The following is a 15,465-nucleotide window of genomic DNA, read 5'->3' as shown; positions in this document are numbered from 1 at the left end:
ACGGCAAGCGCAGCGCACCCGCCCACCCTACGACATCCCCTCACGCTAGATCGCGCAGAGCTGCCTCGACCACCTTGCGCTGCTCGGCCGACAGCGGCGCCTGCGGCGGCACGGGGTCGCCGACGTCATAGCCCTGGATCGCGAGCCCCGCCTTGATGCAGGCGGCGAGATTGAAGCGGGCAAAGGCCTCGTTGATGCGCCACAGTTTCCGCTGCAGCGCCATCGCCTCGTCCCAGCGGGTGCGGCGGCAGAGGTTGTAGAGCTCGACGCTCTGCCGCGGGATGATGCAGGCGGGCCCCGCCATCCAGCCGTGGCCGCCGATCAGCATCACCGCGGCCGGAATATGGGCAGAGGCCGAGAACACTTTGATGCCGTCGCCGCAGCGATTCATGATCGACAGCAACCGCCCGGTGTTGGTCGAGGCGTCCTTGATGTAGCCGATGCGCGGATGGACCGCGAGGCGTGCGATGACGCCGAGCGTGAGGTCGGAGCGCTGGAAATTCGGATTGGTGTATATGACGACGGGAATGTCGACGGCATCAGCAATGGCGCGGAAATAGGCTTCGACCTGGGCGTCACTGAGCGGGAAATACGCCTCCAGGATCGCCAGGATGCCGTTCGCGCCGCGCTTCTGATAGGCCTTGGCCTGCGCCACGGCGTCCGCCGTCGAGGTCGAGGCGACGCCGGCGACCACGGGCACGCGGCTCTGCGCGGCCTCGATCGTGGTCTGCACCACCTGCATGCGCTGGGCATTGTTGAGATAGGCGAACTCGCCGGTCGAACCGAGCGGTGTCAGTCCATGGACACCAGCCTTGATCAGATCGTCGCACAGCCGGCCAAGCACCTCGGTGCGGATATGGCCGGCGGGATCGACCGGAGACACCAGATACGGGAAGACGCCGTGAAAATCAGCCATTTGCGAGCCTCGTTGACGGCGAGACATAGTCGGGATCGTGCGCGAAGGGAAGCGGCCTTCCCTCACGCAGAGCGTCCAGCACGGCCGCAAAGTCGGTTACCGCGCGGAAACCGAGCAGCCGTTCGGCCTTGCCGGCATCGTAGATCCGGCCGATCGACGTCGGCAGGCGCCAGCCGCGCTTGGCAAACAGCCTCGGCGCATCGGGGAAATATCGTGCAATTACGCTTGCCGCATCCGATTTCAGCGCCGCGAGGTCATTGCGCGAAAACGGCGTCGGTGCGCTGATCACAAAGACCTCGAAGCCGCCAGCCTTTTCGAGCGTCACCACATGGGCGTCAGCCGCATCCTCGACGGTCAGACGGCGGTACAGCAACTCGGTCGCCTTCAGGCTTTCGCCGCGGATGTCACGGATCGTGTCGTCATCTTCGGGGAAGAAGCGGCTGGTGCGCAGCACCGCGCAATTCAGCCCATGCTCGCGGCTGAACAGCCGGCACAACCCCTCTGCAGCGAGCTTCGTGATGCCGTAGATGTTGCGCGGTTCGAGCGGGCCTGCGCTCTCATCGAGCCACACCGCAGCAGTGCCCTCGCCGTCGTGGATCGCCTGCGAGATCATCAGCGACGTCGTCGAGGTGAAGACGAAGCGGTCATGGCCCGCGGCTACCGCTGCCTGCAGCAGATTCAACGTGCCGGTCACGTTGACGTCCACGAAGGCCTGCGGCGAAAACCGCTCGATATCCGGCTTGTGCAGGGCGCCGCCATGGATGATCGCCTCGATGCCGTGATCGGCGAAGGCTCGGTCTACCACCGAGCGCTCGGCGATCGAGCCGACGATATCGGTGGCCTCGCCCGGGACCACGTCGAGGCCGACGACGCTGTGGCCGGCTTGCCGCAGCTTCGGCGCGAGAAAACGCCCGAGCCAGCCGGAAGAGCCCGTCAACAGCACCCGCATGACGTCAGCCCCCGCCCGATCTCAAAACACCTTGGCGATCGCGGCCTGCGCGTCGCTCTGGATCTGCTTGAGATGATCGGGCCCCCGGAAGCTCTCGGCGTAGATCTTGTAGACGTCCTCGGTGCCGGACGGGCGCGCGGCGAACCAGCCGGACTCGCTCTCGACCTTGATGCCGCCGAACGGCTGGTCGTTGCCCGGCGCTTTCGTCCTGACCGCACGCACGGCATCGCCGGCCAGTTGCGTCATGTTGAGTTGCTCAGGCCCGAGCGCCTTCAGCGCGCTTTTCTGCTTCGGCGTCGCTGCCACGTCGATGCGCTCGTAATAGGGAACGCCGAATTCGGCGGTAAGCTCATTGAACAATTCGCTCGGGTCGCGACCGGTCTTCGCGATGATTTCCGCCGCCAGCAGACCCAGAATGATGCCGTCCTTATCCGTGGTCCAGACCGAGCCGTCGCGCTTGATGAACGAGGCGCCGGCGCTCTCCTCGCCGGCAAAGCCGAACGCGCCGCTGCCGAGTCCCTCCACGAACCATTTGAAGCCGACCGGTGTCTCGACCAGCTTGCGGTTCAGCTTCTTGGCGACGCGATCGATGATCGAGCTCGACACGATGGTCTTGCCGATCGCCGCGTCCTTGCTCCATTGCGGCCGGTGCGCGAACAGATAGGCGATCGCGGTGGCCAGGAAATGGTTCGGGTTCATCAACCCGTTCGAGCGGGTGACGATGCCGTGGCGGTCGGCGTCGGTGTCGTTGGCGAAGGCGACATCGAACTTATCGCGCATCCCGATCAGGCTTGCCATCGCGTAGGGCGACGAGCAGTCCATCCGGATCTTGCCGTCCCAATCCACGGTCATGAAGCGGAAGGTCGGGTCGACCGCGTCGTTGACGACGGTCGCATTGATCCCGTAACGCGCGATGATCGGCTGCCAATAATGCACCGCGGCGCCGCCGAGCGGATCGATGCCGATCCTGACGCCGGCGGACTTGATCAGGGCAAGATCGACGGTGTTGCCGAGGTCGGCGACGTAAGGGGTGATGTAATCGTGAAGGTGCGTGGTCGCGGCCTTGCGCGCGCGCTCATACGGAATCCGCGCCACGCCGTTGAGGCCGGCCTCGATATAGCGGTTGGCGTTCTTCTCGACCACCGCGGTGACGTCGGTGTCAGCCGGGCCGCCATGCGGCGGATTGTACTTGTAGCCGCCATCCTCCGGCGGGTTGTGCGACGGCGTGATGACGACGCCGTCGGCAAGCCCCGTGTTGCGGCCCTTATTGTAGCTCAGGATCGCGTGCGAGACCACCGGTGTCGGCGTGTAGCCGCCCTGCGCATCGATCATGATCTCGACGCCGTTCGCGGCGAACACCTCGACCGCGCTGACCAGCGCCGGCTCGGCCAGCGCATGGGTGTCGATGCCGATGAACAGCGGGCCGGTCAGCCCGGCCTCGCGGCGATAATCGCAGATCGCCTGCGTGGTGGCGAGGATGTGGTCCTCGTTGAAGGAATTCTTCAGCGACGAGCCGCGGTGGCCCGAGGTGCCGAAGGCAACTCGCTGGGCGGGATCATGGGCGTCAGGCTTGCCGGCGAAATAGGCCGTGACCAGCCGTGGCACATTGGCGAGCGAAGCGGGATCGACGGGTTTGCCGGCCGCGGGATGTGGTGCCGTCACGTGACCTCTCAGAGCTGAATTCGCCGACCATCAGCGCAATCGGGTGATGCCTCGGCGTGCTACCATGCTGGCTTACCCCCAATCAAGCCAGGGGCATTTCGTTCCTTGCTGGCCGCAGCGAGGCATTACGACACATCGATCTGCTGCACCTTTTCACGCAACTCGTCGACCAGCACCCGCTTGTTCTCGGTGTAATCGACGGGAACCACGACGAGATGCACGCCGCCGCCGGCGAAGGCTCGCTCCAGCGTCGGGACGATCGCCTCGGTGTTCTCGATCCGCGAACCCTTCGCGCCGTAGCTCTCGGCATATTTGACGAAATCCGGATTGTCGAAGGTGAGACCGAAATCGGGGAAATGGTCGACCGCCTGCTTCCAGCGGATCATGCCGTAGGCGGAATCTTCCAGGATCAGGATCACGAGGTTGAGCTTGAGCCGCACGGCGGTCTCCAGCTCCTGCGAATTCATCATGAAGCCGCCATCGCCGCAGACCGCGAGCACCCGGGTCTTCGGATAGAGCATCGCCGCCATCATCGCCGACGGCAGGCCGGCGCCCATGGTCGCGAGCGCATTGTCGAGCAGCAGCGAGTTCGCCAGCAGCGTGCGGTAATTGCGGGCGAACCAGATCTTGTACATGCCGTTGTCGAGCGCGACGATGCCGTCTTCGGGAATGACCTGACGGACGTCATGCACGATGCGTTGCGGCGTCGGCGGCCAGCGGCCCTCGGTGGCGCGGTCGGTGATTTTCGCCAGAATGCCCTCGCGAAGGCTGTGCAGCGCGCTGGCGTGCGGGAGCCGTCCCTCGACCCGGTCGGCCAACAGCTCGAGGCTCGGACCGACATCGCCGATCACTTCACACTGCGGGAAATAGACCTGCTCGACATTCGCCGGCGTATAGCTGACATGGATCACCTGCGGTCCCTTGGGACCCATGATGAAGGGCGGCTTCTCGATCGTGTCATGCCCGATTGCGATGATGAGATCGGCGCGGTCGATCGCCTCATGCACATAGTCGCGTTCGCTCAGCGCGGCGGTGCCCATGTAGAGATTGGTCCCGCCGGACACCGTGCCCTTGCCCATCTGCGTGGTGAAGAACGGAATCTTGGTGCGTCGGACGAAGTCGCCGATGCCGGCCGTGCTGCGCGGGCGCGAGGCCGCGGCACCCAGCATGATCAACGGGCGCTGCGCCTTCAGGATCATGTCTGCGGCGCGGTCGAGCGCCGCGGCATGCGCGATGGGGATTTCGATCGGATGCGGCGGCACCATGGCCACCGGTTCCGCCTCCTCGCCTGCGATATCCTCCGGGAGTTCGAGCAGCACGGGGCCCGGGCGCTCCTGCATCGCGATCCGGAAGGCGTCCCGGACCAGCGTCGGAATGGTCGCGGTGCTGACGATCTGCAGTGACAGTTTGGTCAGTGGACGGAACGTGTTGACGATATCGACGATCTGGAACTTGGCCTGGCGGCTGCTCATGATGCCTTTCTGGCCCGTGAGCATCACCATCGGCATCGCGCCGAGCAGCGCATAGGCAGCGCCGGTGGTGAGATTGAGCGCACCGGGTCCGAGCGTCGTCATGCACACGCCGGGCCTTCCGGTCAGCCGGCCATAGGTCGCCGCCATGAAGGCCGCGGCCTGCTCGTGACGTGTGACGATCAGCTTGATCGAGGATGTGCGCAGGCTCTCGACAACGTCGAGATTCTCCTCGCCGGGAACACCGAACACACGTTCCACACCCTCGTTCTCGAGGGCGGCGACCAGCAAATCGGAGCCTTTAACCATGTCAGCCTCGCGCGTTTGATTGCATGCGACCGGTCGAGCATAGCGGCATCGTACGGCGTCGGGGAGTCCCTCGCGACCTCACTGCTTGTGCGCCCTGATCCAGGCACCGACCACCGGCAACATGCGCGCCTGCAGATCGCCGGAGATCGCGATCGATTCCAGCGCCCGCGCCACCATCATCCGCCCGCCGCTGGTCGATTGCGACGGCGCGAAGGCAGCGAGCTCGGCCGCGTGGGCCGCATCGGTGAAGTTGGCCATCAAGTTGGGCACGAACTGATCGCGAAAATTCGGTCCCTGCTTCGCCAGCAGCGCATCGAAATTGTTCCGAACGAAATCCCAGGCGAGCTGCGGCTGCTCGCCTGCGGACGCGACCGCGCCGATCATGCCCGGGACGATCGTGTCGGGCAGTTCGTTGGTCAACGTCAATGCCAGCGTCGCTTGCGCTAGGGCGGGATCGTGGCTGCTGGCGGCGGCAAAATAATAACGCAGGCGCTCGTTGGTGACGGTGCTCTTGCGCGCCAGCGCGAGCAGCGTGTCGTAGGTTGAGCGGTCGGCCGTGATGCCGACGAGATGGGTCACGGGGTCGCGCAACGCGTTGGGGAGCGCGTCGGAATCCACCAGGAACGCTGCGAACCGCCGCTTCGCCTCGGCGACGATGGCCTTGTCGCCGAAATCGCCGAGCGTACGGATCAGGCTGGCGCGCAACAGCGCGGTGTCGTCATCGGCCGGGCCGCCTTCCCATCCGAGCCTGTCGAACACCGGGCGGAGCTTCGCGCGCGCATAGGCCTGGATGACCGGCCGTTCGTCGCGAGCGCGCGCCAGGCGGTCGAGCATGGCAAACGACGAGATCACCTGGTCCCACACGGCGCGATGATCGCCGATGTCGAGCGCATCGAGCAGCGCGAGGTAGGACGACGCAGCCACGCCCGCGATCCGCTTGCCGGCGGCGCTCTCCAGCGCCTGCCAGAGATCGGCGGTCGTGCTGTTGCTATAGGCGTGCACAGCCATGTATTTGCGAATGCCGTCGCGGAAGGCCTGCGCGCCGAGATAGTTCTCCAGCATCCGGATCAGCGCCTGGCCCTTGTTGTAGGTGATGGCATCGAAGGCCGTGACCGCTTCGCTGTGATCGGCGATCGGCTGCTGGATCGGATGCGAGGTGCGGCGCGCATCGAGCGCCATGGCGAATTGCTTGGCGCCATAGCCGTTCAGCCAGTTCTGCCATTGCGGGTAGAAATGCTCCGAGGCCTTGGTCGCCATCCAGCTTGCGAAACCTTCGTTGAGCCAGAGATTGTCCCACCAGGCCATCGTGACGAGGTCGCCGAACCACATATGCGCCATTTCATGCGCGATGATAGCAAAGATGCCGCGCCGCGCAGACTCCGCATTGGTCGCGGGATCGAACAGCAGCCGGCTCTCGAAGAAGGTGATGCCGCCCCAATTCTCCATCGCTCCGCCAAACCCGCCGGGCACCGCGATCAGGTCGAGCTTGGGCAGCGGATATTTCACCCCGAAATAGTCGTTGTAGTAGGCGAGCAGCTTGACCGCGCTGTCGAGCGCGAACCGCCCCTGCTCGGTCTTGCCTTGCGTCGTCACCACACCGAGCGTGACGCCGCCGGCGTCCGCCGTGACACGCGCCAGTTCGCCCACGGTGAGCACGAAGAGATAGCTCGACATCCTCGGTGTCGGCGCGAAGGTCACTCTCTTGAGGTTGTCGGAGACCTGCGCTTCGCTTGCCACCGGCATGTTGCCGACCGCCAGCAGATTGCGCGGGATCACGACGCTGAGGGCAAAGGTTGCCTTGAACGCCGGCTCGTCCCAGCACGGAAATATCCGCCGTGCATTCGCCGGCTCGAGCTTGCTCGAGATCAGCCGCTTCATGCCGGTCCGGGTCGGATAATCGACCGAGAACAGGCCGCTGCCGAACTTGTTGATCTGCGCGGTGAAAGCGATACGCAGCTTGTGCCGGCCCGCCGCAAGCGGCTGGGCGAAGGTCAGCGTCGCCGTCTGCGCAGCGGCATCGGTCGTGACCGCGGCGCGCTGCGCCCCGTCATCGGCGGAGACATCGCCGAACGTCGTGCTGATCGTGTTCAGCGTCACCTGAGCGGTCGGCTCGCGCACCTCGATGTCGACAGTCTCGACGCCGGGCAGCACGAGATTAGCGAAATCGAGCGTCAGCTCGATCGCGTAATTCACGGGAACGACGACCTTCGGCAACCCTCCCAGCGTGCTGTCGAAGGAAAAGGTCTGCTCGGCGCGCGCGCCAGCCGCCACTGACAGCAGGACAGTCGCCGCGGCAACGCGACGCAGAAACGCCCATCGGTGATGGCTTGCAGGCTTGCTCATTGCGCGGCTCAACGAGACCTCGGAGGGATTTTCGGACGCTATTTTCGGGGAGGGTAGCCGTGAATCTAAAGGAGATAATGTCACCACGAAATTGACAACTCTGCGACCGCGACATTGCAACCGCGCTTGTTGCCCGGCAGGACGGTCAGAGGATAACTTGCCGACGCACTTCCTGCTGCAGCCGGTGATGAGGTCGAGGCTTTTCCCCGGTATCGGCCGGGCACCACCACCGGACCGACACGAACCCGACGGGAGCCAATAATGTTCGATAAATTCTCGCGCCGGCAGTTTGCGGGCCTTGCAGGCCTCTCGGCGCTTGGGCTGTCGGCCCCCGCCCAAGCTGCGAAGGAGCCGCCGCGGCCGGACGGAGCGAGCTTTCCCGTCGGCTTCGTCTGGGGCACCGCGACGTCGTCCTACCAGGTCGAGGGCGCGGTCAACGAGGATGGCCGCGGCCGTTCGATCTGGGACACCTTCACCCACACGCCGGGCAAGATCGAGGACGGCACCAGCGGCGATCGCGCCAATGATCACTATCACCGCTACAAGGAGGACGTCCGCCTGATCCGGGACCTCGGCGCCAGGGCCTATCGCTTCTCGATCGCCTGGCCACGGGTGTTTCCGGACGGCACCGGCGCGCCGAACCCGAAGGGCCTCGACTTCTACCACCGCCTGGTCGACGAACTGCTGGCAAACGGCATCGAGCCCTACGCCACGCTTTATCACTGGGACCTGCCGCAGGCGCTGCAGGACCGCGTCGGCGGCTGGCAATCCCGCGAGACGTCGAAGGCGTTCGGCGACTATGCCGGCTATGTCGCGCAGCGGCTCACCGACCGCGTCAAGAACATCTTCACCCTCAACGAGGTCGGGCGCTTCATCCCCTTCGGTTACGGCCTCGGCATCGACGCACCCGGGTTGAAGCTTCCGCAGGCGCAGGTGAACCAGGCGCGCCACCACGTCGCGCTGGCGCATGGGCTCGCAGTGCAGGCAATCCGCGCCAAGGGGCGTGCCGGCACGCGGGTCGGCCCGGCCGAGAACATCACTGCCTGCGTGCCCGCGATCAACACGCCGGAGAACATCCACGCCACCGAGATCGCGACGCGTGAACTCAATGCTGGCTTTCTCGGCGTCGTCCTCGAAGGCAAGTACACCGAGGGCTTCCTGCAATGGGCTGGTGCGGACGCGCCCAAATTCACTGCGGACGAATTGAAGATCATTTCGCAGCCCAACGATTTCGTCGGCTTGAACATCTACGCGCCGCAAGTCTACGTCGTCGCCACCGACCATGCGCCGGGCTGGCGACCGCTGCCGATGCCGGCGTCGTTCCCGCATATGAACTCGGAATGGCTGCGGATCGCGCCGGAAGTGATCTACTGGGCGCCGCGGATTGCCGCCAAGCTGTGGAACATCAAGAGCATCTATATCAGCGAGAACGGAACGTCCGGCGAGGACAAACTGCATCCGGACGGCCAGATCTACGACGTCGACCGCATCATGTTCCTGCGCAACTATCTCGCGCAGCTGCAGCGCGCCACCGCCGAAGGCGTCCCGGTTCACGGCTATTTCCTGTGGAGCCTGATGGACAATTTCGAATGGATCTTCGGCTACGCGAAACGCTTCGGCCTGTACCGGGTGGATTTCGAGACCCAGGCGCGCGTGCCGAAGCTGAGCGCGGCATTCTATCGTGACGTGATCGCGCGCAACGCGATCGGAGTGTGACGACAGCCCTACCCTTCCTGCGGCCGCTCGCCGGCCCATGCCCGCTTCAGCAGATCGCGAATGCCTTCTTGCTCGATCGGCCGCGGATTCCAGTAGGGATTCTTGGTGGCGAGCTCGGCGGCCCTTGCGATACCGTCTTCGGGCATGCCGATCTCCGCAAGCGCGCGCGGTGCGCCAAGCCGCGCCGACAGGTCGAACAGGCCACTGGCCGCGTTGGCCACACCAAGCGCCCTCGCGGCGCGGCCGATCGCATCAGGTGCCGCCGGCGTGTTGTAGGCGATGGTGTGTGGCAGCAGCACCGCGTGGGTCTCGGCATGCGGCAGGTCGAACAATGCACCGACCGTGTGACAGAGCTTGTGATGCAGCGCCATGCCGACCGTGCCGAGGCAGACGGCGCACAGCCATGCGCCGTAAAGCGCGTCCGAACGCGCCTCGAGATCGCGCGGCCGCGCAATCACCTCCGGCAGCGACGATGCGAGCTTCGCAATTGCCTCTTCCGCCATCAGCGAGGTGATCGGATTGCCGTCGCGCGCATAGAGCGCCTCGGCCGCGTGCGCGATCGCGTTGAGGCCGGAGATCGCGGAGAATTTTGCCGGCATCGAGACGGTCAGGTTGACGTCATAGATCACGGCCTCGGGTAGGATCTTTGGCGACGACTGCGTGGTCTTGACGCCTTCGACCGTCTCTCCCAGCACCGGCGTCATTTCGGACCCGGCGTAGCTGGTCGGCAGGATCAGTTGCGGCAGGTCGGTGCGCAGTGCGATCGCCTTGCTCAGGCCGGTCGCGGCGCCCGCGCCGATCGCAACGACCCCGTCGGGCTTCAGATCGTGCACGGCCTGCATCGCCCGCTCAGTGACCGCGACCGGCGTGTGCACCACGGCCCCCTCAAACAGCCCGGCCATGCGGCCGCCGGTCAATGCCGCGAGATCGCCGAGCTCGGCCTGCTGCCGGCGGCTTGCCAGCACCAGCGCGCGCTTGACGCCGAGACGCTCGAGCTCGTCCCCCAATTTCGCGATGGTGCCGACCCCGAACACCACCCGCATCGGGCTGACCTGATAGGTGAAGGACTGCGACATGATGCTTCCCTCGCTGACATCAGGCGTATCATGCCCGGACGGCACGAGTGTTTCACCTACCTCACCAATCCAGTCAACCGTGACGTTCTCACGCCGCCGCCTTGTAATCCGGCGCGGTGGCAAGAAAGCGCGCATAGGCGTCGGCGTCGGGCGGCGTGAACTTTTCGACGAGCGGGTTGCGGCGCCAGGTTTTGGCGCCGATATCGGCCAACAGCTCGTCGAAATGCTTGAAATGATAGGGCGCGACGCACAGCCCGCCATAGACGCCCGCCGCCGGCCGTTCGACGCGCCTGAAATTCAGCATCATCGCGATGTTGTCGTTCATCTCGGCCGCGCTCGGCTGGCGCGCGAGCTGGCCATCAGCGTAACGCACCAGCCAGTTCGCGGCGAGGTCGGCGCACAGCAACGTACAGAAGCTCGAGTTGAAGCCGACGAAGCCCATGTCGGGCAGATCGGGATTGGCGATCAGGCGATACAGCCGGTACTGCCCGTCGGGCTCGACCAGTTTCGCCCGATAGGCCTCCGGCAGGAACGGCACGCCGAGCTTGTAGCCGATCGCGAGCACCGCGACATCGGCCGCGATGCGCTGGCCGCCGCTCGTGACGATGGTCTTGCCGTCATAATGGTCGAAGGTGCCGCGCACCGCCTTGATGCGGCCGTCGGCGACCATCGGATAGAAGCCGGGGGTTGCGATCGGCACCGAGCAGTTGACGCCATCCTCGATCCGCTCCTTGGGCACCATGTTGCACTGCTTGAGCTTGAGCTGCATCTTCAGCATGCTCTCGAGCCCGCGCCAGTTCGCCCAGACGAATGGTTTCGCAATCGCATGCTTGAGCCGGCCCATCGGGCCGATGCCCCAGCTTGCGAACATCTGCTCCTGCGCGCGGATGTAGAGGATGCGCTTGAAGTTCACGAGCCCGCCGACAAAATAGGGGATCCGCCAGACCGGCTCGCGAAACACGATCGTCACCTCGCTGGCGCTGGAATTGACCGCGTTCACCGCGATGTCGGTGGCCGATTTCGAGCCGCCGAGCACGACGACCTTGCGTCCCTTCGCGAGGGTCGGATCGCCATATTGCGAGGAATGCAGGATCTGGCCGCCCTGCGCCTTGAAGCCGTCCTCGCCCGGCAGCGACAATGTCTGCGGCTCGTTGAACTGCCCGGTGCAGACGGCGACGAAGTCGAAATCCTCGTGGCCGGTGGCGCCGTCGGTCGAGCGCAGCTCGAGCCTCCAGCCCGGTTTGCCGTCGGCCCGGCGGTTCATCGCCTCCACCTTCGTATCGTAGCGGATTGCGCCGTCGATCCCGTGGCTGCGGGCATATTCGCTGAGATAGGCATAGACCTGCGGTCCCTTCGGCCACTCCGGATAGGACTCAGGCATCGCTTTGTCGGTGTAGCGATAGAGGTCCTTCGGGCTTTGGGTCTGGACCTCGGGATAGGAGCGCGCCGGCTCCCAGACCCCGCCGAGATCGCCGCTGCGCTCGATGATGGTCACCTTGTGGCCGCGCGTGGCGAACGCCTTGCCTGCGGCGAGCCCCGACACGCCGGCACCGATAACGCACACATGCTTCTGCTTGACCATGAAACCGCTCCGCGATGAATGAACAGGTCCATTCCCTAGGCGCACGCATCCCCGTATCGCCGGGACGTCTACTCCGGCGATCGTCGCGTCGCGCGTGCTGTCTGCTTTGGCTGCGCGCCTAGTCGTTGGCTTCCGGCGGCAGGAAATCCACCTCGTGCTGCGCGGAGATGCGCACCACCTCGGCGGGGTCCTGCAGATTGTGCAGCTTGTCGAACAGCGCTTCGAGCTTCTGCATCGGCGACACCCAAAACAGCGCCCGCGCCGGCTTGTCCGACTTGTTGAAGTAGCCGTGCGGAATGCCGCGCGGCATGCGCACGAGGTCGCCGGCCTTGGCCTGCACCCAGACCCCATCGAGCTTGAGGTCGAGCATGCCCTCCTGCACCAGGATGAACTCGTCCTGGGTTGGGTGGATATGCACCGGCACGAACTGGCCGGGATCGCTGTTGGTTTCGAACGCGAAGGTCGAGTCGGTGACCGCCTTGGGATAATAGACCTGGCCCAGGATATTCCAGGTCTTGCCGCCGTAGCCGGTGCCGTTTCGGGTGATGCCTTTTTCGAGCGTGCCCATATCAGCCTCTCCAGGGGTTGGTGCGCATTGCGGGCACGGAGCCTGTCGCCGGCCGGCAGGGCTGTCTAGCCGATAAACGAATCCGCATCCGACCGGATCATGCTGCAATGCGGGAGCGATCGGCACGTCCTCTCCTGCCCGAGGCCCCCACCCGCCTGCGCAACGATCAGGCAGATTGCCGATGAAACTGCGTTCCACTTTGCCGAGGGATGCACTAGGCTGCATGATGTTTTAGACCTCAAACAACTGCGGACGGCCGGCGTGATTGCGGCGAGCAACGAGGTTTCGGCAAGGGCAAGGCTGAAGGATTTCGCGCGGGTCGCGACGACGCGCGTCGACGACGCTGCCGAGGCGATCGGACGCATCTTCTGTCCGCACGATCTGACGCCGGTCGATCGCTCCGAAGGAGATTTCTTCGCGTTCCACAATTGTGCGGGCTTTGACGGCTTCTCCGTCAACTATGTCGCCTATGGCGGATCGGTGTCGATCAATCCCGGTTGCCTTGACCGCTTCTTCCTGCTGCAGGTGCCGCTGCATGGCTCGGCCGCGATCCGCACCGCGGCACGCGAGGTGATGACGGGACCGGCCTTCTGCGCATCGCTGCTGTCGCCGACCATTGCGACCGACATGACGTGGCGCAGCGATTGCGCCCAGCTCATCCTGCTGCTCGATCGCAAGCTGGTGGAGCATCGCGCCGCAGCGCTTGGCGGCGTGGCTGTACGGCCGGTCGAGTTTGATCCAGATGTCGCGCTGACCGGGCCGCTCGGGCACGCAATCGCCGCGAGGATCGAACATCTGGTCGCGCTGGCCGATCAGCTCGGCCCGCACAAGACGTTGCCCGGATTGGCGGCGGCCGAGTGGCGCGAGGCGTTGCTCAACGCCCTGCTCAACGGCCAGCCGCACAGCCTGCGCTCGGCCATCGATGTCTTCAACGGCCGCGCCGAGACCCAGCCGGCGCCGCTGAAACGGGCGCGCGCCTATCTGGAGACACGCGCGACCGAGCCCCTGGATCTTGTCGAGCTTGCCGACGTCGCGGGCACCGGCATTCGCGCGCTGCAGCTCGGCTTCCGCCGCCACTTCGGCACCACGGTCAGCGAGATGCTGCTCGACATCCGCCTCGCCCAGCTCAACGCGCGCCTGAAGACGGCTCGTCCAGGCGAGCGCATCGTCGATATTGCATTCGACCTCGGCTTCACCCATTTGAGCCGTATGGCAAGCGCCTACCGGGCCAAGTTCGGCGAGAGTCCGAAGGCAACCCTGCACCGGCTGAGCTGACCTTCCGCTCCGAACGACCCATGCCGGCGCGCGGTCGAGCCCTGCCCATCCGGCCAGTTTCGCCGTCTGCCGCAACATCCCAGACTGAGGGAAGCCAACGGAGTTTCCCATGACCGACCCGACCACCCTCTCCTCACTGTCATCTGCCCTTTCGGAGACCATCGCGCGCACCGCACCCGCCATCGTCTCCGTGCATTCGCACCGTCTGCGGGCGTCCGGCTTCGTCTGGAAGTCGGGTCTCGTCATCACCGCCGACGAGGCACTGGCCGACGACGGCGAGATCGAGATCCAGCTTTCCGACGGCAGCCGGCGGCAGGCGACCATCGCCGGACGCGACCACACCACCGACATCGCGCTGCTGCGGTTCGATGCCGACGTCGCGCCGGTCAAGCTGTCGGCCACTGTTCCCGCGCTGGGATCGCTCGCGGTGGTCGTCGCGGCGGACCGTGGCGCGCCGACCGCGCGGCTCGGCATGGTCTCGCTGTCAGGCCCGGCCTGGCGCAGCCTGCGCGGCGGCGACATCGACGCGCGGATCGAGCTGGACGTCCGGCTGCGGCACAGCCAGCAGGGCGGGCTGGCACTGAATGCATCGGGAGAGCCGTTCGGCATGGCCGTGCTGGGTCCCCGCCGCGTGCTGACGATTCCGGCCGCGACCATCGAGCGTGTCGCACCGCAGCTCGAGAGCTCTGGCCGCATCGCGCGCGGATATCTTGGCCTCGGCCTGCAGCCGGTCCGTGTCGACGACGGCATCGGCGCGATGGTGATGAGCGTCGACAAGAACGGCCCCTCGGCGGCCGCCGGCATCCGGCAAGGCGATGTGATCATTGCGGTCAACGATGAGCGGCTGTCCGGCGTGCGGGCGCTGCTGCGAACCCTGGGGCCGCAGAGCGTCGGCAGGGTCGTCGACCTCACCGTCCGTCGCGGCGGCGAGCCGCTGCATGTCAGGGTGACGATCGGCGAGAGGCCGGAGACGTGAGCAGTGAGAGTGCACCTGAAATCGTGATCTCGCTCGAGATCGACGATCCCGTCCTTGCAGACCGGCTGGCGACGCTGCTTGGCGGCGTCGCCGGCCTGCGGCTCGCAACGCCCGGCGAACCGGTCGCGGCAGCGATCGTCTCCCGCGATCAGGACAGGGCGGGATCGCCCGGCGACTTCGAGCTGACGCCGCGCGAACTCGACGTGCTGGCGCTGCTCGCCGAGGGCGCCTCGAACAAGATGATCGCAAAGCGCCTCGGCATCTCCGTCCACACCGCCAAGTTTCACGTCGGCTCCCTGCTCGACAAGCTCGACGCCACCGGTCGCACCGACGCGGTCGCGCATGCCGCAAGGCGTGGGGTGATCAATCTGTGAATGCCGCAGCGCATATCGCTGTCATTGCGAGGAGCGACAGCGACGACGCAATCCATCGGCCCATGGGCCGGAAAGGTGAATTGCTTCGCTCGCAATGACAATGACAACGGTGCATTTCCGATTCACGTTTCAGGAGCCAAACCGTCGATGTCATCGCCCGGCTCGACCGGGCGATCCAGTATTCCAGCGACATTGGTTCACGAGCCGATAAGCCGCGGCGTACTGGATCGCCCGCCTTCGCGGGCGATGA

The 15,465-nt window shown here is 65.5% G+C and carries 12 protein-coding genes; 4 read left to right on the top strand and 8 right to left on the bottom strand.

Annotated features, from left to right (window positions below; all coding sequences use genetic code 11):
* Nucleotides 1-40: 40 nt before the first annotated feature.
* The 5 genes from MTX19_RS08265 to MTX19_RS08245 form a co-directional block, all read right to left on the bottom strand.
* Entirely contained in the window at nt 41-916 is an 876-nt protein-coding gene (locus MTX19_RS08265; RefSeq protein WP_280983196.1) for a dihydrodipicolinate synthase family protein, read from the bottom strand.
* Nucleotides 909-1,865, bottom strand: coding sequence for an NAD(P)-dependent oxidoreductase (locus tag MTX19_RS08260; protein ID WP_280983195.1), 957 nt, complete (start codon nt 1,863-1,865; stop codon nt 909-911). Before MTX19_RS08260 ends, MTX19_RS08265 begins: the two co-directional genes overlap by 8 nt.
* 21 nt (nt 1,866-1,886) lie before the next feature.
* Nucleotides 1,887-3,527: a phosphoglucomutase (alpha-D-glucose-1,6-bisphosphate-dependent) gene (gene pgm / locus MTX19_RS08255; RefSeq protein WP_280983194.1), complete on the bottom strand. Its 1,641-nt coding sequence runs from the start codon at nt 3,525-3,527 to the stop codon at nt 1,887-1,889.
* 125 nt (nt 3,528-3,652) lie between these two features.
* Complete coding sequence (locus tag MTX19_RS08250) at nt 3,653-5,305, bottom strand: acetolactate synthase large subunit (protein WP_280983193.1); 1,653 nt, start codon at nt 5,303-5,305, stop codon at nt 3,653-3,655.
* 78 nt (nt 5,306-5,383) lie between these two features.
* On the bottom strand, nt 5,384-7,648 hold the full coding sequence (locus MTX19_RS08245) for a M1 family metallopeptidase (protein ID WP_280983192.1): 2,265 nt from the start codon (nt 7,646-7,648) through the stop codon (nt 5,384-5,386).
* Between the two features lie 261 nt (nt 7,649-7,909).
* Here MTX19_RS08245 and MTX19_RS08240 point away from each other — a divergent pair, with 261 nt between their 5' ends.
* Nucleotides 7,910-9,364: a GH1 family beta-glucosidase gene (locus tag MTX19_RS08240; protein ID WP_280983191.1), complete on the top strand. Its 1,455-nt coding sequence runs from the start codon at nt 7,910-7,912 to the stop codon at nt 9,362-9,364.
* Between the two features lie 8 nt (nt 9,365-9,372).
* On the opposite strand, the gene MTX19_RS08235 is transcribed toward MTX19_RS08240, so the two are convergent.
* The 3 genes from MTX19_RS08235 to MTX19_RS08225 form a co-directional block, all read right to left on the bottom strand.
* Nucleotides 9,373-10,440: a maleylacetate reductase gene (locus MTX19_RS08235; protein WP_280983190.1), complete on the bottom strand. Its 1,068-nt coding sequence runs from the start codon at nt 10,438-10,440 to the stop codon at nt 9,373-9,375.
* 88 nt (nt 10,441-10,528) lie between these two features.
* Entirely contained in the window at nt 10,529-12,022 is a 1,494-nt protein-coding gene (locus MTX19_RS08230) for an NAD(P)/FAD-dependent oxidoreductase (protein ID WP_280983189.1), read from the bottom strand.
* Nucleotides 12,023-12,140: 118 nt separating this feature from the next.
* Entirely contained in the window at nt 12,141-12,590 is a 450-nt protein-coding gene (locus MTX19_RS08225) for a cupin domain-containing protein (protein ID WP_280983188.1), read from the bottom strand.
* Between the two features lie 261 nt (nt 12,591-12,851).
* Here MTX19_RS08225 and MTX19_RS08220 point away from each other — a divergent pair, with 261 nt between their 5' ends.
* The 3 genes from MTX19_RS08220 (at nt 12,852) to MTX19_RS08210 (ending at nt 15,215) form a co-directional block, all read left to right on the top strand.
* On the top strand, nt 12,852-13,865 hold the full coding sequence (locus MTX19_RS08220; RefSeq protein ID WP_280983187.1) for an AraC family transcriptional regulator: 1,014 nt from the start codon (nt 12,852-12,854) through the stop codon (nt 13,863-13,865).
* A 109-nt stretch (nt 13,866-13,974) separates the two neighbouring features.
* On the top strand, nt 13,975-14,841 hold the full coding sequence (locus MTX19_RS08215; RefSeq protein ID WP_280983186.1) for a S1C family serine protease: 867 nt from the start codon (nt 13,975-13,977) through the stop codon (nt 14,839-14,841).
* A complete protein-coding gene (locus tag MTX19_RS08210) occupies nt 14,838-15,215 on the top strand; it encodes a LuxR C-terminal-related transcriptional regulator (RefSeq protein ID WP_280983185.1) in 378 nt (125 codons plus the stop codon). Before MTX19_RS08215 ends, MTX19_RS08210 begins: the two co-directional genes overlap by 4 nt.
* The last annotated feature ends 250 nt before the right edge of the window (nt 15,216-15,465 follow it).

The organism is Bradyrhizobium sp. ISRA464 (assembly GCF_029910095.1).
Taxonomy (GTDB): domain Bacteria; phylum Pseudomonadota; class Alphaproteobacteria; order Rhizobiales; family Xanthobacteraceae; genus Bradyrhizobium.
The sequence above is the reverse complement of the archived record's forward strand: the minus strand, read 5'-3'. Positions and strand labels throughout refer to the sequence as shown.